The 18708-nt window shown below is 35.5% G+C and carries 21 protein-coding genes, 2 pseudogenes and 1 riboswitch; of the genes and pseudogenes, 2 read left to right on the plus strand and 21 right to left on the minus strand.

The features are described 5' to 3' along the window. Positions 1 to 356: UPF0236 family transposase-like protein (locus EDD72_RS10685; protein WP_207893698.1), on the minus strand; the 356-nt coding region annotated here is incomplete at its 3' end. A 196-nt stretch (positions 357 to 552) separates the two neighbouring features. Here EDD72_RS10685 and sugE point away from each other — a divergent pair. Further along, positions 553 to 873 carry a quaternary ammonium compound efflux SMR transporter SugE gene (gene sugE / locus EDD72_RS10690; protein ID WP_132770145.1) on the plus strand — a complete coding sequence of 107 codons (321 nt, stop codon included), beginning with the start codon at positions 553 to 555 and terminating at the stop codon, positions 871 to 873. A 57-nt stretch (positions 874 to 930) separates the two neighbouring features. On the opposite strand, the pseudogene EDD72_RS10695 reads toward sugE, so the two are convergent. The 9 genes and pseudogenes from EDD72_RS10695 to EDD72_RS10735 form a co-directional block, all read right to left on the minus strand. After that, positions 931 to 1131, minus strand: a pseudogene (locus tag EDD72_RS10695) (NAD(P)H:quinone oxidoreductase, type IV); the annotation flags it as partial. A gap of 95 nt (positions 1132 to 1226) precedes the next feature. Next, the gene (locus EDD72_RS10700) at positions 1227 to 1994 is read right to left on the minus strand and encodes a DODA-type extradiol aromatic ring-opening family dioxygenase (protein WP_132770147.1); all 768 of its coding nucleotides are present in this window, start codon (positions 1992 to 1994) and stop codon (positions 1227 to 1229) included. A 171-nt stretch (positions 1995 to 2165) separates the two neighbouring features. Continuing rightward, on the minus strand, positions 2166 to 2738 hold the full coding sequence (locus EDD72_RS10705) for an NAD(P)/FAD-dependent oxidoreductase (RefSeq protein ID WP_132770149.1): 573 nt from the start codon (positions 2736 to 2738) through the stop codon (positions 2166 to 2168). 12 nt (positions 2739 to 2750) lie between these two features. Beyond that, complete coding sequence (locus EDD72_RS10710) at positions 2751 to 3338, minus strand: DUF1802 family protein (protein WP_132770151.1); 588 nt, start codon at positions 3336 to 3338, stop codon at positions 2751 to 2753. A 258-nt stretch (positions 3339 to 3596) separates the two neighbouring features. Next, complete coding sequence (locus EDD72_RS10715; protein ID WP_243643827.1) at positions 3597 to 4889, minus strand: M48 family metallopeptidase; 1293 nt, start codon at positions 4887 to 4889, stop codon at positions 3597 to 3599. A 201-nt stretch (positions 4890 to 5090) separates the two neighbouring features. Next, on the minus strand, positions 5091 to 5927 hold the full coding sequence (locus EDD72_RS10720; protein ID WP_132770153.1) for a MetQ/NlpA family ABC transporter substrate-binding protein: 837 nt from the start codon (positions 5925 to 5927) through the stop codon (positions 5091 to 5093). Between the two features lie 22 nt (positions 5928 to 5949). Next, entirely contained in the window at positions 5950 to 6609 is a 660-nt protein-coding gene (locus EDD72_RS10725; protein WP_132770155.1) for a methionine ABC transporter permease, read from the minus strand. Then, a complete protein-coding gene (locus EDD72_RS10730) occupies positions 6590 to 7624 on the minus strand; it encodes a methionine ABC transporter ATP-binding protein (protein ID WP_132770157.1) in 1035 nt (344 codons plus the stop codon). The genes EDD72_RS10725 and EDD72_RS10730 overlap by 20 nt, the downstream gene beginning before the upstream one ends. A gap of 116 nt (positions 7625 to 7740) precedes the next feature. Continuing rightward, positions 7741 to 7849, minus strand: a riboswitch (SAM riboswitch). A gap of 354 nt (positions 7850 to 8203) precedes the next feature. Further along, the gene (locus EDD72_RS10735; protein ID WP_132770159.1) at positions 8204 to 8659 is read right to left on the minus strand and encodes a hypothetical protein; all 456 of its coding nucleotides are present in this window, start codon (positions 8657 to 8659) and stop codon (positions 8204 to 8206) included. Positions 8660 to 9058: 399 nt separating this feature from the next. Between EDD72_RS10735 and EDD72_RS10740 the strand changes: the two genes are divergently transcribed. Next, a complete protein-coding gene (locus EDD72_RS10740; RefSeq protein WP_132770161.1) occupies positions 9059 to 9340 on the plus strand; it encodes a hypothetical protein in 282 nt (93 codons plus the stop codon). A 222-nt stretch (positions 9341 to 9562) separates the two neighbouring features. Here EDD72_RS10740 and EDD72_RS10745 read toward each other — a convergent pair. The 11 genes and pseudogenes from EDD72_RS10745 to EDD72_RS10795 all read right to left on the minus strand — a co-directional run. Continuing rightward, positions 9563 to 9758: pseudogene (locus EDD72_RS10745) on the minus strand (hydantoinase/oxoprolinase N-terminal domain-containing protein); the annotation flags it as partial. A gap of 192 nt (positions 9759 to 9950) precedes the next feature. Beyond that, complete coding sequence (locus EDD72_RS10750) at positions 9951 to 10859, minus strand: dihydrodipicolinate synthase family protein (RefSeq protein WP_132770163.1); 909 nt, start codon at positions 10857 to 10859, stop codon at positions 9951 to 9953. Between the two features lie 30 nt (positions 10860 to 10889). After that, positions 10890 to 12161, minus strand: coding sequence for a TRAP transporter large permease (locus tag EDD72_RS10755; RefSeq protein ID WP_132770165.1), 1272 nt, complete (start codon positions 12159 to 12161; stop codon positions 10890 to 10892). A 1-nt stretch (position 12162) separates the two neighbouring features. Beyond that, positions 12163 to 12690: a TRAP transporter small permease gene (locus EDD72_RS10760; protein ID WP_132770167.1), complete on the minus strand. Its 528-nt coding sequence runs from the start codon at positions 12688 to 12690 to the stop codon at positions 12163 to 12165. A gap of 61 nt (positions 12691 to 12751) precedes the next feature. Beyond that, positions 12752 to 13774: a TRAP transporter substrate-binding protein gene (locus EDD72_RS10765; protein WP_132770169.1), complete on the minus strand. Its 1023-nt coding sequence runs from the start codon at positions 13772 to 13774 to the stop codon at positions 12752 to 12754. Positions 13775 to 13894: 120 nt separating this feature from the next. Continuing rightward, positions 13895 to 14536, minus strand: a complete 642-nt coding sequence (locus EDD72_RS10770; RefSeq protein WP_132770171.1) for a bifunctional 4-hydroxy-2-oxoglutarate aldolase/2-dehydro-3-deoxy-phosphogluconate aldolase — start codon at positions 14534 to 14536, stop codon at positions 13895 to 13897. Positions 14537 to 14548: 12 nt separating this feature from the next. Continuing rightward, the gene (locus EDD72_RS10775; RefSeq protein ID WP_132770173.1) at positions 14549 to 15499 is read right to left on the minus strand and encodes a sugar kinase; all 951 of its coding nucleotides are present in this window, start codon (positions 15497 to 15499) and stop codon (positions 14549 to 14551) included. A 21-nt stretch (positions 15500 to 15520) separates the two neighbouring features. Beyond that, a complete protein-coding gene (gene allD, locus EDD72_RS10780) occupies positions 15521 to 16534 on the minus strand; it encodes an ureidoglycolate dehydrogenase (RefSeq protein ID WP_132770175.1) in 1014 nt (337 codons plus the stop codon). A 51-nt stretch (positions 16535 to 16585) separates the two neighbouring features. After that, positions 16586 to 17140, minus strand: coding sequence for a 6-phospho-3-hexuloisomerase (gene hxlB, locus EDD72_RS10785; RefSeq protein ID WP_341539474.1), 555 nt, complete (start codon positions 17138 to 17140; stop codon positions 16586 to 16588). Then, complete coding sequence (gene hxlA / locus EDD72_RS10790; RefSeq protein WP_132770177.1) at positions 17141 to 17764, minus strand: 3-hexulose-6-phosphate synthase; 624 nt, start codon at positions 17762 to 17764, stop codon at positions 17141 to 17143. It abuts the gene before it with no gap. Then, the gene (locus EDD72_RS10795; RefSeq protein ID WP_132770179.1) at positions 17761 to 18708 is read right to left on the minus strand and encodes a sugar kinase; all 948 of its coding nucleotides are present in this window, start codon (positions 18706 to 18708) and stop codon (positions 17761 to 17763) included. The genes hxlA and EDD72_RS10795 overlap by 4 nt, the downstream gene beginning before the upstream one ends.

Here is an 18708-nt window from a genome sequence, read left to right on the forward strand (position 1 = left end):
TTTTCACTTGCTAATTCTGCAACTTTGACTTCAACAAATGGACTGTACCGTTGGTTTTTTCGTATTCCCACCCATTCATCAAAAGGATAATGGGGCGTTCCTTTCTCATCTCCCATTAATGTATGTCGAAAACGCACTGCACCAAAGCTACATTGAACTGTTTTCCAATCTTCCCTTTTTACTTTCCAACCTTTATCTTGTCTCTTTTTCTTAATGACTTGATCTAACTGTGTAAAAATTTCCCCCAATAAGGAACTAAATACTTCTTGCATATAAGTTTGAATGCTTTCCTCTAACTCGATTAAATTATTTGTACTCTTTATTAACTGATATATGCTTGATATAATTGTATCCATGAGAAGGCCTCTTTTCTAAATGTATTTGCCTGCTAAAGCATACATTTACGATAGAACGCCTTCTCTTTTTTTGCTAGTATTTTCTACCAATCTCCTCGAGAAATATTTTACGCATATCATGGTATAAGTTGCTTGGAGGAATGAAACAAGTTATGATGGGAATTATAGTTTTCTTTAAGAAAGGAGTCTTTTTACGTTGGCTTGGTTTTCATTATTTATTGCTGGTTTATTAGAGACCGCTTGGGCGATCGGCCTTAAATACTCACATGGATTTACAAAATTATGGCCCAGTGTAGGAACAATCATTGCGATGATCGGGAGCTTAGGTCTCTTATCAAGATCATTGAAGGTATTACCGATTGGGACGGCCTATGCGGTGTGGACTGGTATTGGTGCAGTGGGCACTGTGATTCTAGGAATAATCTTATTTCATGAACCAAAGAATCTGGTTCGGATTTTATTCATTAGTTTTATTATTGTGGGAATTATCGGTTTACAACTAACGTCTAAATCCTAAATTAATAAGGGCTAACCCAAGATCTTTAAATCACACAGGATAGCCCTTACCTATAAATTATTGATTAGCTTGTTTAACCCAGCTAGCGACTTGTACTGTACGTTTTGCTTGATTTTTAACAGCAGCTTGAACATCTTCTATCATCTTGCCATTTTGGTCAATGGTTACACTTGTTCCATATGGATTCCCGTCAGCACCGAAAACAGATGGATCTGTATAGCCTGGCGCTGCAACAATGGCTCCCCAATGGTACATTGTTCTTTCGTAATAATCTCATTATGAGCGAAAAAACTTTGCTTCCACTTGTTGTAACTGATATGGTTAGAACAATGTTTTAAAAAGGAGTAGTATTATCAAAATTCAAAGACAATATGGCTTAATGTTCCAAATTGATAACTTCGATGTAATAACTTTGGCTGCTTATTTTCTTCTCCACTTCCAAATGCAATAAAAAGTGGAACGATATGTTCAGGCCTTGGTACTGCCAAACGAGCATTTGGGGCTAACTTTTCATAATGAAATAATGAATCTAACTTCCTGTTTTGTACATGATCGACTAACCAATCATCAAATGCAACGGTCCAAGGTTCTGGAGTTGTTTGCCCCCATTTTATCATTCGTAAATTATGGGAAGTTCCTCCACTACCAATGACGAGAATATCTTTTTCCCCAAGATCACGAAGAGCTTCTCCGATTTTAAATTGTTCCTTAGGAATAAGATAAGGATTTACTGAAACTTGAACGACAGGAATATCTGCATTTGGATATAAAAGCTGCAATACGACCCATGAACCGTGGTCTAATCCTCTTTTTTCGTCACTTTTTGCAGGAATATCATGAATTTTCAACTTTTCCTCGACCATTGATGCAATGGAGATAGAACCTGTTGCTGGATATTTCATCATATAAAGTTCTTCCGGGAATCCATAGAAATCGTAGATCGTTTCATAAACATCATCTTTAAAAGAAATCGTCGTGATTTCACTTTCCCAATGAGCCGTAAATATGACAATCGCCTTTGGTGTGATCCGACGACCTAAATTTTGAAGAAACTGAGTATAATCATTATCTTCAATGGCTAACGTAGGAGCTCCATGACTAATAAATAATGAGGGGACCATGCACATTTCCTTTCCCTAAAAAACTTACATTTTGTAAGTTATTATATAAAAGTTAGTTTAATTGTGTCAAGTTATTTATTATAGAAAAAGGAACCTGTTTTAGGGATTTACAAAAAAAGGCCTAACCATTAGTCATCTATTGACGACCTTTCTGGTTAAGCCTTTTATTTCTTATAGATCATGCCACATATAGGGTGTGCCTTTTTCTTTGGAAACAACGGCGATTCCAACAGCAGCTCCTTGGCCAAGGGATACAGATACTTGGCTAGGAATCTCTGTGACTAAACCAGCCATATAGAGATTTTCTACTGAGGTCTCTCCTGTGAATGGAATATTTGGAATCGATTTGGCTTTGTTATTCGGTACATAAGAATTTACTACTGCTTCATAGCCAAATGGAGTTAATAAGTCTTTATTTACGTTTGTTGCGATAACTAGATATTTTGTTTGGTAGGTTTCACTCTCTGTTTTCACTTCAAATGTTCCCTCATCGTTTTTGATCACTTCTACAACTTTTTCATCTTTTAATGTTCCTTTAAATTTTTCTACTTGTTGTTTTGCTCGTTGAATCCACTCTTCCCCCGAAATACCTTCAGGAAAACCTGGAATATTTTGAACAGAACTTACACGTGTAATTTGTGATTTGCCATCATTTAATACAAGTGTTTTTAAGCCTGCATTGGCTGTAAAAATAGCTGCGGATAAACCTGAAACTCCTCCGCCAACAATAATAACGTCAAACATCGTTTCTTCACCTCATTCTCCATTTTCTAAAATTTCATGAATGATTTTCACTTGCTTTGCAAATTCCTCATCGGTTAAAACAGGGATTGCATTGGTTTGAGGAAGTTTCTCTTCAATGAATACCCAAGATTTGCATCCATTATACTCATCTTTTAGAGAGATATGAATCGGTTGTTCCAATCGGTATACCCTTACCAAGAGGACATGAAGGGGACTTTGCTTCTTCCAATGTAACTTTGTTTCTGCAAAATTTTTTGACCAGATGTGATAAGGAAGAAGTTTTTCTATAAGGTTTTCATCTTGTAATTGAATATCTTCTACTACTGCTGCTAGGTATTGGATGTCTACTAGCTTCTTCTTTTCATCAAATTGTTTCAATGTCTCATCAATCATGGATTGAAATTCTGATTTTAGTAATTCCTTTTTTTGATGTAAATATGTAGGAAAAAGATAGAAGATTTCTTCTTTTAATTGAAATTCTTTGGTTTCCTCATGAATCCCGCCTTTTCTCATTAAGAGAATTTGGGTACCATTTGCAAGTGCTTCGATATTAACAGCCCATTCTTTCAAAGCAACCGGTACAATTGGTTGCTTGATCATTTCAATTCCCCCTTTCATTCACAATGTTATATTACCATATTTTTTAAACATTTTAATATATAAGAAGTGTTAAAGATTAACCCAAAAATGAATCAATGTTAGAACATACAAGATACATCAGGTTTGTATATTCCAACGCGCTCCGTTGTCCGTGTATTTCTTTTAAAGGAGCTATTGCTCACAAAATTTTGTACTCTGTTGTGTCACGAAGCAAAAAAACAGCGATAGTCTTTACCTATCACTGTTTTCCCATCCCCCTTATTCTTTTGTCCTTTTCTCCGTGTTTTGTTTTTGAATCTGCTTCGTTTCATTACTGATGGTATATAACCTCTCTACCATTGTCGGATGAGTGTATAAGAATACTTTCACCAACTCTGGTGGATTAGGTTCAGTTAGACTATTGATTGTCAATTTTTGAAAAGAACGAATCGCTGCATCTGGATTATGTGTCATTCGAATTCCATATTCATCAGCAGCTCTTTCCGAATATCGAGAAATCGTATTTTCTATTGGTGAAATGGTAAAGTTTAATAATGAAAGAAGTAGCAAAAATACAGGAAGAGAATTTAGCTCAGCGACTCGTTCTATTCCCCAATAATGTCCAAACCGTCGAACGACCCAATGTACCAATCGATACACAAAGTAAAAAAGAAAAAATGACGCAATGATCGATCCTAATAACATCCAATAAATATGATGATAGACATAATGCCCCATTTCATGTGCCATAATAAACAGTATTTCATCCTTTTCTAATTTATTTAATGTCGTATCCCAGAGAACAATTCTTGCATTCGATCCGATTCCTGTTACATAGGCATTCATAGCAGTTGTTTTTTTAGACATGTTCACTTGATAGACTTGATCTGCAGGAATATCCGCTCGTTCGGCTAATGCAAGAATCTCCCCTTTTAATTCTTGGTTTTGTAAGGACTGGAAATCATTAAAAATAGGGTCAATGACAACCGGCTGAATAAAATACATCATGATCGTTAGGGGAATCGAGATCAACCAGAACCAAAACCACCATTTTTTTGGTGATTTTCGAATGATGGTATATAAAATCCAAACCATCGGAATCGTTATCACAAGATCCAGTAATATGCTTTTGCCCTGATCAGTCATCCATGCCTCAAAAGGTTGAACACTGATCCCATAATCCCGGCTTACCTTATATGAGTAATATTTCAAAGGAAACTGTAACAAAAACATGACGATACTTAATAAAAATACATAAATACTCGCCTGTAAGAATAAGGACCGTTTATGTATTTTTTTCGCGATAAAATAAAAAGCCGTGGAAAGACCTGTACCTAAGACGAAGAGATAAATTGCCCATTCCCATGGTACTCCCATGAAAAAAAGAAAATCCTTGATTCTTGAAAAAATAGTTGCTGTTTGTAGTTGTTGACTTGTCATAAATGTCGCTGGATCGGCCGGACCACCGGCATATGAACTTGGAAGTGCTTGATGGGTTTGAAACAAATAATACGACATAAAAATGGCATAAATCATAAATAAAAATATAAAAACCTTATAAAAATTTTTCAAAATGCTCCCTCCCTTAGCTTGTATATTTTATCTATATGCAGCTTATCCCTATTTAAATCAAAAAAAAAAGGGCTGAATCACAAGGATCAGCACCCATCTTAAAATTACTTTATATAGAGTAATCTCTTTTAGTTGACAATATATATTGTATCTGCGATGGCTGATCTTTATTTTTAGGTCAGCCTATTTAAATGAAGATTTTTAGAAAGCTGGGACCACTGCCCCATTATATTTCTCTTCAATAAACTTTCTTACTTCCTCAGAATTTAATGCCTTTACTAATTTTTGAATTGCTTCTTTATTTTCATCGCCTTTACGAACGACTAATACGTTAGCGTAAGGAGAATCTTTATCTTCAATGAATAAAGAATCTTTTACAGGATTTAATTTTGCTTGTAGAGCATAGTTCGTATTGATGACAGAAAGTGTTACATCTTCTAAAGATCTAGGAAGCATTGCCGCATCTAAAGGTACAATTTCTAAATTCTTTTGATTCTCAACAATGTCTGAAACTGTTCCTTTAATCCCAACACCATCTTTAAGCTTAATTAATCCTGCTTTTTGAAGAAGCACTAGAGATCTTCCCATATTTGAAGGGTCGTTTGGAATAGAGACCTTTGCTCCTTGAGGTACTTCATTTAAATTTTTCACCTTTTTAGAGTAAATACCCATTGGTTCAACATGAACTTTCGCGATATTTACCAAATTGGTGATGTTACGTTCTTTTGTGAACGATTCTAAGTAAGGAACATGTTGAAAGAAGTTCGCATCGAGTTGTCCTTCAGATAATTGAATATTGGGTTGAACATAATCTTGGAATACTTTGACGTCTAATTTCACGCCTTCTTTTTCTAAAGTTGGTTTAATTTTTTCAAGAATTTCAGCATGTGGTACAGCTGTTGCACCAACAACTAAGGTAATTGCTTCAGTTTTTCCTTGACCAGCATTTGCTCCTTGATTCTCTTGCTTGGTACCACCACAAGCTACTAAACTTAAACTTAAAATCGCAACGAGAAGAATAACAAATAATTTCTTCATTAAACTTTCCTCCCTATATTTATTATTTTTTATCTATTCTCTTAGAGATGTGATCCCCAAGAGTTTGAACCAATTGGACGAGAAGTAGAATAACAGCAGTTGTAACTAACATAACAGGTGTGTTATAAAGCTGATAACCATAAATAATTGCCATATTTCCTAGGCCGCCGCCGCCCAGAACTCCAGCCATAGCTGAATAGCTGATCAAGGCAACCAAGGTAACAGTAATCCCTGACAGAATGGAAGGCATCGCTTCAGGTAGGTAGACTTTAAAAATGATTTGGCGGATATTCGCCCCCATCGATAAGGCCGCCTCAATGACCCCTTTATTCACTTCTCTTAAGGAAGTTTCAACTAGCCGAGCGAAAAATGGCGCAGCCCCAACGATTAAAGGTACGGTTGCAGCCGTAGAGCCAATCGGTGTCCCTACTATTTTACGAGTAAAAGGAATTAATAAAACCATCAAAATAATGAATGGTATTGAACGGAAAACATTCACGATGACAGATAAGATGATATTGAGTATACGGTTTTCTAATAATTGTCCCTTATCCGTTAGAACCAAAAAGATTCCTAATGGTATTCCAAGGATGACGGTAAATAAACCCGATATTCCAACCATATATAATGTTTCTAACGCTGCTTCAAATAGCTGCGTCCATTCACTTGGTTCCAACCACATTCTCCACCACCTCCACTTCTACCCCGCAATTTGAGAGAAATTGAATCGATTCGTTTAATTTATCTACTGTTGTCTTCACTTGAATATATAACGAACCATAGGAAGAACCTTGAACATATTGAATGTTTCCTTCTAAAATATTGGCCTCAACATCTAATGTTTTCACCCAGCGACTAATAATTGGCTGGTTGGCGTTTTCACCGACAAATTTACATTTTAAAATGTAACTTCCTTTTTCCAACGGGATTTGGCGAATGGTTTCTTCTGTATCCATATGTTCAGTTACTTGCTTGACAAACTCTTTAGTAATTTGTTGTTTTGGGTGGGTGAACACCTCTAGTACAGGGCCTTCTTCAACAATTTCTCCTTGATCGATCACAGCTACTTTATGACAAATTTTTTGAATCACATGCATCTCATGAGTAATTAAGATAATGGTAATTCCCATTTTTCGATTAATCTCTTGCAACAGCTCAAGGATTGAATCCGTCGTTTTGGGATCAAGCGCGGAAGTAGCTTCATCACTTAACAATACCTTTGGACGGTTCGCCAAAGCTCTAGCAATCCCTACTCTTTGTTTTTGCCCACCACTTAATTCTGAAGGATAGGCATTTGCCCTTTCTGTTAAACCAACAAGATCGATTAACTCATTCACCCTTTGATTGATCTCTTCTTTTGGTACACCAGCAATTTCTAAAGGAAAGGCAATATTCTCAAAAACCGTTCGGGACCATAATAAATTAAAGTGTTGAAAGATCATCCCAACTTCCTGTCTCGCTTTACGAAGTTCCTTCTGACTTAATCGGTTCATTTGGCGACCATCTACCCAAATTTCCCCTTCTGTTGGCTCTTCTAACATATTGATTAAGCGGATCAATGTACTTTTCCCAGCCCCAGAGTAACCAATGATCCCATAGATTTCACCTTTTTCGATTTCTAAATTAATTTCCTTTAAGGCAACAACTTCTTCTTTGTTACCGTTATATACTTTTTTCACCTTATGAAGTCGAATCAATTCTATTCACCACTTTCTATGTCACAACAAAGCTTGTTGATATTTTTCTACATTGACAAAATAAAAATCCTTTCTGAAAAACTCAGAAAGGATCCCTAATTTTAACGAAAGTCCTTTCCTTATCTTTCAGAACAAAAAGTCCTGCAGGAATTGGCACCTTCCCATAATATTATGGTAGGTTGCCGGGCTTCATAGGGCCAGTCCCTCCACCTCTCTAGATAAGGATACAACACTTATTCACTTCATCAAATCAATGCTTCATAACAGATGAATAAATAGTACCACCTCATAATAAAACTGTCAACAAAAATTTTATAACGAAAATTATGGATAAATATTACAAAACTTTTCGTAGGAATGAAAGAGTACGCTCATTTTGAGGAGCATTAAATATTCTTCTGATAGGTTTATGGATGACACTTCAAATGGCTGTCTATTCATAGATCATCATATTATTCGACTGATGTCGTCATCTTCTACTTTGTCTTAAGTTTTAGCTTAACGCTACTAACCAACTTGATTGAAAAAAATGAATCAAGACTTAAAATGAGAAAAAGGAGCCTCGAACTCCCTTTTCTTTCATATTGCAGTAACTTTTTTTGATCTTCGTGAGATAAAATCAATCTTTTTGGCTAAATGATAAAGTTGTTGGGTTGTTTTTGTTTTTATGACAATCTTTTTCGTACCAGATAATTCTTTAAAACAAGATATTGTTAGTTTATTGGGTTCATACTTTACCGATTGAATGGCTTTTGCTGGAATGTCTATGTAAGCATATTTTGGTTCTAAAAAACCAATAAATAATCTCTTACTATAGACTACCACATCTAAGTCTGCAAGATACCGATGATAATCGGTTATTAATTCTTTTACCTTTCCATTATAGAGAATAAAATCAAATCCATCGGTTTGCAGCTGAATGATATTAGATTGTTCCTTTTTGGCCGTTTTTGGTTTTTTAACTAAAAAGTAATAACTGATGAGTAAGAAAAGAAGGATCAAAAATATCGTTATAAACCCGATCACGGTTATCATTCTTTTCTCTCCTTTCAGGAGTTAAAGCTTCCGTTATTCCTTCCCTTTTTTTGCTTTTCTTTTTAATTTTGGTGAGGATTGAACCATTTGTTCTACCATATCAATATGAGGCGGGATTTTTTGTTCTTGATCCTTTTTCAAATGGATTCCCCTCCTTTTCCTTTGTTAAAGTTACGTTACCCGATTCATGAAACCATTATTCGATGAATCAATCACTTCCATTTATTCACAATGAATCAAAAAATTATTAAAATAAATTGATAAAATTAATTCAATTGATGATTGAAATTTATCGAATAGTTGCATAACATATAATAAAAAGAAATTAGAAGTTAGAAGTTAGATTAGATAAATTGGCGAGAAGCCAATTTTTATCATTGAATGCGAGGGGAAAAAATAATGGAATACCTCTGTCCATTATGTGAAAAAAAACTAACTAAAATTGAAGAAGGTTGCGAAAAATTGCATCAATGGTTTGCAGAACTTAAGGGTAAAACATTATGGAGGATTCGTTATCTGAATAAGTATGAGTATATCTTTTTGTCTGAAGATGACTTTCAGCGTTTACAACAGCAAGGTGCTATGATTTTAGATGAGACTACCCATTGGGAACAGTTTGACCCTGATAATTTTTCGGGAATTACAACATCAGGAGATCGCGTCTCGATATTTGAAGAATAAAATTGGTCATTTAAAATCCCCTATATAGTAAACAGATCTCTATTCTGTCTAATATAAGGGGATCATATTATGTCAAAAGGTTTTTCTTATTTACTCATTTCTTCCTTATGAGATTTATTTTCTATTTTTAATTTCTCCAAATTTCGGGTGTAAAACGATCAGGGGCAATTCTTGTTTTTAAGTCCATGAATATGTAGTAAGAAATACCAGTAATGATTAATGATTGAACAGCTGAGTAGTACCATGAATAAATGTTTCTATATCTCTCGGATCCAAATTACTTTTCTCAATGACATCAATTACGCCTTGTTCAAAATTTGGAGGGGTAGTATGACTTTTAGCAATGCCGATTCTCCCATCATCATCAACATAGTACTAAGTCCGTAAAGGTACCCCCTATATCTATAGCTACTCTCATAATAACCACCTTTCTCTGATTCATAATGATTCAAAAAAAAAACTGGAGTAATAACGCAAAGAACTACTACTTCTTGTTGTAAAGGATTAATCCAATAGTGTGGTTTCAGTGTTTATTTGCAATAAAAAAGGATAGTGTTTTCACTATCCCAATATAGATAACCCATAATTTACTCCAAATATGTTTCATTAATTATAAAAGAGAGGCATCTTTTAATATTGCAATCAATTCTTGCTTTTTCTCCTCACTTAAAGGACGAGCAGGTGGGAGAACATGAGTGGAAATATCAAGCCCTCTAAGTTTTGTTGCCTCTTTAACTACATTTACAAATGGAGAATCTAACTTATACATAAGAGGCAAGAATGCTAATCTTTTGTGTAACTCAATCGCTTTTTCATAATCCCTATTCTGGAATGCTTGATAGATTCCTACCGTTAATTCAGGTGCAAAGTTTCCACTGGCTGAGATCGAACCATCTCCACCAAGGGAAAGCGTATTTAAAAGGTGATCATCAAAACCTGCTAAAACAGAGAAATGAGGATGTTTGCTTTTTACTTTCAGGATCATTTCTCGAATATGCCCTGCCATATCAACCGTTTCTTTGATACCAACAATATTCGGGTATTTATCTACTAACTTTAACACGATTTCCGGTGTTAAATCTTGGCCTGTCAGATTTGGGAAGTTATAGAGTAAAATCGGTAGTTCCGTGTTTTCGGCGATTTCGCCATAATGAGCCAATAAATTCTCTTCCGTTAATGGCCAATAATATGGATTAATAATCACAACACCGTCTGCTCCGATTTCTTTAGCATGTTGGTTGAGAGCAATGATTTCACGCGTATTGGTTCCACCTGTTCCGATTAAAACGGGTACTCTATCTTTTACATATTCTGTTGCAAATGCAGCAACTTCTTTTCGCTCTTCAAAAGACATCTGGCTAAACTCGCCACCACTACCTAAGAAAAATAATCCATGTACTCCCGAATCAATGAGAAAATCAATTAATTTCCCCATTCCTTGGCGGTCCAATTTTAGGTTTTCGTTAAAGATGGTTGATACTGGTGGGATAATGCCTTTAAAAAGACCATTTTGAACCATTATAATCCCCCTATTTTTTTAAATCTTTTTTTAAGCAAACCACCCAAGCGGAACGGTTACTAGTTCGGGAAATAAAACTAAAAGGAATAAGATAATTACTTCAACAATTAAAAATGGTAATACACCCTTAGAAATTTCAACTAAACTTATCTTACTAATTCCACACCCTACATATAGTACAGTACCAACAGGCGGTGTAATTAACCCTATCGATAAGTTAATAACCACCAATAATCCAAAATAAACGGGATCAATTCCCACTTGAGTAATCACAGGCAATAAAACAGGTGTGAAGATTAAAATTGCTGGAGTTAAGTCCATAACCATACCTACTAATAATAAGAAAATCATAATAATGATCATTAAAATGGTTGGATTAGTTGTAAGCCCTTGCAAGAACTCGGCTAATTCTAAAGGCACTTGAGCAACTGTGATGACATAACCAGAAACTATTGCGGTTGCAGCTAAGAACATAACAACTCCAGTTGTTTTGGTTGCTTCAATAAATACTTTTAGTAAATCTCTTGGTTTCATTTCTCTATAGCCAAAACTAACAATTAATGCATATACTGCAGAAACTACGCCTGCTTCGGTAGGTGTAAAAATACCTCCACGTAATCCAACGATAATGATTAGTGGGAGCAATAATGCCCAAAATGCTCTTTTAAACGCTTTCCATCTTTCTTCTTTTGTTGCTTTTGGCATGGTTTGAGCATTATCTTTCTTAGCTACAAAATACCATACCGTAATTAAACCAGTTGCCAATAAAATTCCAGGAACAATACCTGACATAAACAACTTAGTAATTGAAACTCCACCAATTACTCCAAATAGGATCATCGGAATACTTGGAGGAATAATAGTTCCAAGTATACCTGTTGCAGCTACTAAACCGGATGAACGATTGACATTATAACCTTTTGCTACCATCATTGGGATTAGTATGGCACCTAAAGCTGCAGTATCCGCTACAGCGGATCCAGACAATCCAGCAAATATAACACCTGAGATAATCATTACATAACCTAAGCCGCCACGAATATGACCGACTAACGAACTGGCAAAATCAACGATCCTTTGAGAAATTCCACCAACATTCATGATTTCCCCGGTTAATACAAAGAATGGAATGGCCATTAGCGCAAAACTATTCGCACCATTAATCAAATTCTCAGCAATTATTTGAGTGTCAAAAATACCTAATGCTAACATCATTGCTATGGCACTAAGTAACATTGAGATAGCTATAGGAACACCAATAAGTAAGAAGAAAAATAAACTTCCTAAAAATAACCATATCATTTTATTTCCCCTCCCTTAACTTCACTGTTGAATCCATTTCTGTTTTGACCCAAGGAGGAGGATCTTGATTAAAGAAAACAAAACGAACGGTCTGAACGATGCTTATAGCAATCATAACTACCGCAGCAAATAATCCGGCCCAATAGAGGATATTTATAGGAATTCCTGTTGCAGGTCCCTTAACTAATTTATTTAATTCCATCATTTTCAGTAATCCATCTATAAATAATCCTAAAACAACTACAATTAAAAGATTTGATATAACATATAATATTTTTTGTATAAATAAAGGGAGTTTCGCTGTTAGTAAGTCTACCCCTAAATGGCTTTTATCTTTTAATGCTACCACTGCTCCTAAAAATACAACCCACACAAATGCGAATCGGGCTATCTCTTCCGACCATGTGAGCCCAGAATCAAATCCGTATCGGAGAACAACATTTAGAAAAACGAGAATAACCATAATACTAAGGACCAATACAATAATCGCATTTAAAATGCCATTTAACAATTTTAATAGTTTCTCCATCTCGCCTCACCTCTTAATGGATTGATATTGCCATGGGATTTATTCCCATGGCAATAGTTTATTACTTAGAATTACGAACTTTTTCTACAAACGCTTTTGCCCAATCATATTGTTTATATAGATCTTGATATACGGGGTCCATTGCTTTAACCATTTGCTCTTTAAATTGAGCGTCAGGAACAATGATTTCAAGACCCTTTTCTTTTAAGAACTTTTTAACATCTTCTTCTGATTTTAATAAAAGTTCCCATTCGTAATTTGCAGATTCTTGAGCAGCCTCTTTAATAATTTGTTGTGTTTCTTTATCAAAACTATCAAATAACTTCTTATTCATTAAATAAACGTTTGGACTAAACATGTGATTTGATTCTAATACGTATTTCTGAACTTCATAGAAACCAGAAGCTTTTAATGTTGCGTATGGGTTTTCTTGACCATCAATAACTTTTTGTTCTAATGCAGTAAATACTTCAGATAATGGAAGCGGCTGTACATTAGCGCCTAATGCTTTACCTGTATTAACGAAAATTGGAATGTTTGGCATTCTTAAACGGAAACCTTTGAAATCATCCATTGATTTAATTGGACGATTAGCAGAAATGACTCTGAAACCGTTTACTGTCCATGCTAAAGGTTCTACACCTAATTTACGAAACTCTGTTTCAATTTCGTCTCCAACTTCACCGTTTAATGCTTTTCGTGCATGGTCATAACTCTCAAATAAGAATGGCCACTCGACTGCACCAATCTTTGGATTAGCAGTTTGTAATCCCATACCCGTAATAGCCATTTCAACTGTTCCATTTCGAACACCATTGGTAAATTGCGCCTCATCACCCAGTTGGTTACTTGGGTATATTTCAACAACAACTTTTCCATTTGTCTTTTCTTCAACAATCTTCTTGAATTTTTCTCTTAATGCGACATTTTGAGGATGATCTTCTGCAAAATAGTTTGCAATCTTAATTTTTGTTACACCATCTTTAGAAGTAGCTTGCGTATCATTTGTACCTTGACTGCAAGCAACAGATGTTAACATTAACACAGCAATTAATCCGAATAAAAATAACTTCTTAAGCTTCATCTTTATTTACCCCCCAATTGATGTATAATAAATTAGGTTGCTTTTTTATTTGAACATTACTATGAAGAAATCTTGTTAGGATCCCTCCTTTCAAGTTTGATTTCTTCAAGTAATGTTTTTTTATTTTTCTCTTGCTTTTCTTACCGCTAAAACAAATTTTGAAGCGTTTGACTCTAATTCTTTCAAGTAAGTTTCATCTATCATTTTCTTGGTGTTTACTAAAGAACTTCCAATACCAACGGCTACTCCACCTGCTTTAATGTAATCTGCTACGTTGGTTAAATCTAATCCACCAGTTGGCATTAAAGGAATATGTGGTAATGGACCATGGATATCTTTTAAATACTTTGGTCCAAAAACGTTTGCTGGAAATACTTTGATGATGTCCGCTCCATGTTCGTAAGCGGTAATTATCTCTGTCGGAGTTAATGCACCTGGTATACTAATGACTCCATAGCGTTTTGCCATTTGAATCGTTTCCACATTGACTGTTGGTGAAAAGATAAATTTAGCCCCCGACATAATTGCTACTCTTGCTGTTTCAGGATCAAGAACAGTTCCTGCACCAACGATTAGATCATCTCCAAATTCATCTGAAACTTTTTCAATTAATGTTAATACTTTTGGAGTTTCTACAGTTATCTCTAGAGTTTTTATTCCTCCATCTTTTAAAGCCTTAGCTATTTGTAGAATATTTTCGGGTTTTGCGCCTCGAATAATTGCAACGACCCCATTTTCCATAATTTCTTGTAGTAGCTTCATATTATTTCACCCCTATCTGCTTACATCGTTACTTTTTTCATTGAAAAATGTGAACAACTCGTCTCTATCAGGTAAACCCTCAACGTCCCCATTCACTGTCACTGCAAAAGCTCCTAATGCATTTCCTCTTTTCACTGCTTCATATAGGCTTAGTTCATCTAGTAAACCAGAAATAAATCCTGCAGCAAAACCATCTCCTGCGCCAACGGGGTCAACTACTTTTGCAACAGGAAAACCAGGAACAAATCTATGATCATCATTTGTAAAGTAAAAAGCTCCATCTGCACCTGTTTTGATCACAACAATAGCAGAACCATGTTCAATAAATAACTTCCCTAGCTTTTCTACGTCTTTTTCACCAAACATAAACTCGCCTTCATCAAGACCAGGAAGGACAATATCTGCTTGAGAAGCGATTTTTAGAAAAGTTTCTCTCGCTTTTCCTTCGTCCCATAGTTTTCTTCTTAAATTCGGATCAAACACCACCTTCACGGAATGTTTTTTAGCCATTTCTATTGCTGAAAATATCATTTCGTAGCAACTATCACTCAATGCAGGTGTAATACCTGTGATATGAAGGAATTTAGCACTTGCGATGTATTCCTCATTCAAATCAACCGGGCTTAGCTTACTTGCCGCCGAATTTTTCCGATAATAATAGACTCTAAGATCATTCGCTCTTCTGAATTCTTTGAAATAAAGCCCTGTAGGAGCAGAATCATCAACCTTTACTTGGCTCACATCAACTCCTTCTCCTCTAATAAATGAAACCATTGCTTTACCGAATTCATCTTTCCCTACTCGGCTAATCCAACCGACTTGATGGCCTAATCTAGCTAATCCGATAGCCAAATTGGATTCAGCTCCAGCAAACTTCCGCATAAATTCATTTGCATATCTCATTGGTCCACTAGAATCTGGGGTCATAAGAACCATTGTTTCTCCAACTGTTACTACGTCCATAGTAAGTCACCCTAATTAAAATTAGTTTTGAATTAAATAATTGTAGATAGATTCAGGGATAGGTATTCCGTTTTTCAATCTTTCTTCTTCATTTCGTTGTTCTGGTTCACCAGGCACCATTACTCGAGTAAATCCTTCTGCCGGTTGGGATGCATGAATTTCATTAATCATTTGATCCATATTGCTTAAGAATGATTCTAAGTTCGTAAATACTGCAGGATTAATGGCAGCGACAAAGTGTCCTAGCTTACGCATTTTGTTATATTCTCCGTACATTGGGGTAATGTGTGGGCCAAAAGCTGCCCCTACAAGAATGCCAGAAAAGATATCTACAACCATTGCTAATCCATATCCTTTAGGCCCAGCAAATGGTAATAGTGCACTTACTTTTTCTGGATCCGTTGTTGGCTTACCGTCTTCATCTACTCCCCAATCTGCTGGAATGGATTGCCCAACTTCTCTTGCATGCAAAATCTTTCCAAAAGCCACATTGCTGGTTGCCATATCTAAAATAATAGGTTTGTTCTCTTTAGCTGGGAAACCAAAGGCAATTGGATTTGTTCCAAAAAAGGGTTTTGCTCCACCAAAAGGAACAACCACTTTGTCCGTATGTGTCATTGCAATTCCTATTATATTTTCTTGAGCGGCCTGTTGAACATAATAAGACAATGCACCGCAGTGGCTACTATTAATAACCCCTACCATGCCAACTCCATTTTTCTTTGCCATGTTGATTGCATATTCCATTGCTTCTTTAGCTACGACATGGCCCATTCCGTCGTCTCCATCAAATATTGCTGCTGAAGGTCCTGTTTCTTTCACAGTAAATTTTGGATTTGGATTAATCCCCCCCTCATTGATTCTTTTTACATAATGTTCTGTTCTTAAGACACCGTGTGAATTTACTCCACGCAGATTTGCGTGAACAAGGACATCAGCTACAATACCTGCGTGTTCATTAGGAATACCAGCATTACTTAATTTCTTAACAACAAGATTCTTCAATTCTTCATAGGAAACAATTACATCTGCCATTCTTTCATACACCCTTTCATTCTTTTGTATACATGAATCTAAAAATTAAATTTATTCTAAGTTTGCATGACGTTTTCGCATTTCTTCATTGATTTGTATTTTATTTTGAATTTTATATATAATCAAAGCATCTAAGAGAAGATGAACAGCCTGATCAAACTGATTACCAAGTGGTTGAATCGTATCTGGTTCTTCAGGTTTGCGATATTTTGTTGCAGCAGGTACCTTCAAAATATAATCACTAATTCTAGCAATCTTTGAATCTTGATTTGTTGTAACAAGTCCAACCTTTCCACCGATCTTTTTTAGTTTTTGAACAAATTGATAGATGGTATCCGTTTCTCCAGACCCGGAAATTGCAACTAATAAGTCTTCTTTCTCAATACTTGGTGTAATTGTCTCACCAACCACATAGACTTGATAACCACTATGCATAAGCCTCATTGCAAATGCCTTTGCCATCAATCCTGAGCGTCCTTCACCATAAATGAAAATGCGTTTAGCTTGATCAATTTGCGATATAAAAGTCATCGCTTCTTCTTCATTTATTTTTGATAGGACATTTTTCATTTCGCCTATAATGGTTTCAAGGATTTCCTTTATCATTTATTGAATCAACTCCTTAATTTTTGAAGCGATTTCATTTGGACGCTCTGCCTTAGTGATTGCGCTTCCAACAATCAAAATATTAGGGCGATTATTCTTTATAATCATGGGTATGTTTTTAAGATCTAAACCACCTGCTACTGCGATCTCTATACCTGATAAACCTTCAACTAATTGAAATCTATCTTTTTCAAAAGAGATAGTTTCTTGCATATCCTTTCCTATATGTAAGGAAACTAAATCGACTCCTAAAGCTTTTAACTCTTGTATTCTCTTTTTGTCTTTCACCCCCAGTAGATCGATCATGATTCTTTTATTAAACCTTTTCGCAATATCCAATGCATCTTGAATGGTTTTATCTGAAGAAAATGCCATTATTGTCGTAATATCTGCACCTGCTTCAAAAGCTTGCATGGCTTCATATTTCCCAGCATCACACGTTTTCATATCAGCCACAATTGTTTTTTGGGGATAGGCTTCTCTCATCTTGCGTACAATCGACATTCCGTATTCTTTAATGACTCCTGTACCAACTTCTATCCAATCTATGTAGTCGCTTGTTCGCCGAACTATATCAAAACATTGCTCTTTTGTTAGCCGGTCTAAAGCCAGCTGAATCTTCATCTTTCAACAACTTCCTTTTCCCCTAAGAATGCTAAAACATCTTCATAATAAGGGAGACCTTCATTATCACCAGATACACTTACAACCATTGCACCAATTGCATTTGCAAAACGAAGAGAGCGGTTTAAATCCCATCCATTTAAAACTCCATAGATAAAACCTGCATCAAATCCATCTCCTGCACCGACAGTATCAACAACTTTACGCGGTTTAATGGCTTCGGCTTCAAAATATTCATCAAGATAAGAACCTATAGATCCTTTTTCACCCTGTTTAATTACAACGTACTTTGCCCCAAATGATTTAAATTTCTTTATCACTTGCTTATGATCTGTTTCTCCCAATAAAATATCAGCCTCTTCTTCTCCTGTTAAAACAATATCAACATAGGGAAGAAATTGTAGTAATGATTCCTTTGCCTTTTCTTTACTCCAAAGTTTTAATCGGATATTAGGATCAAAAGAGATAAGTAAGCCATTTTGTTTCGCTAAAGTAATTGCTTTCATAATGACTTGAAAATTTTGCCCCCCGATTGCCGGAAAAACTCCAGTTACATGTAAAAGTTTAGCTTGCTTAATATAATCTTCATCTAATTGCTCTGGAGTAAGTGTAAAGGTTGGAGAATCGTTACGATAATAAAAAGTACGACCACTACCATCTTCCATGATTTCTTTAAAATTTAAAGACGTTGGGTAACCATCTACTAATTTTACTTGGGAAACATCTATCCCCTCGCCACGAACATAATTGTAGATATAACGACCAAATTCATCATTACCTAAACGACTAATCCAACCCGTTTTAAGCCCCAACCTTGCACAACCAATGGCAAAATTTAATTCAGCACCACCTACTTTTTTTATATATTTTTCAACAAATCTCATTGGTCCCGTAGTTACGGGATTAAATGTGATCATTCCATCGCCAATTGTAATCACATCCAT

This window comes from Tepidibacillus fermentans (assembly GCF_004342885.1).
GTDB classification, from domain to species: domain Bacteria; phylum Bacillota; class Bacilli; order Tepidibacillales; family Tepidibacillaceae; genus Tepidibacillus; species Tepidibacillus fermentans.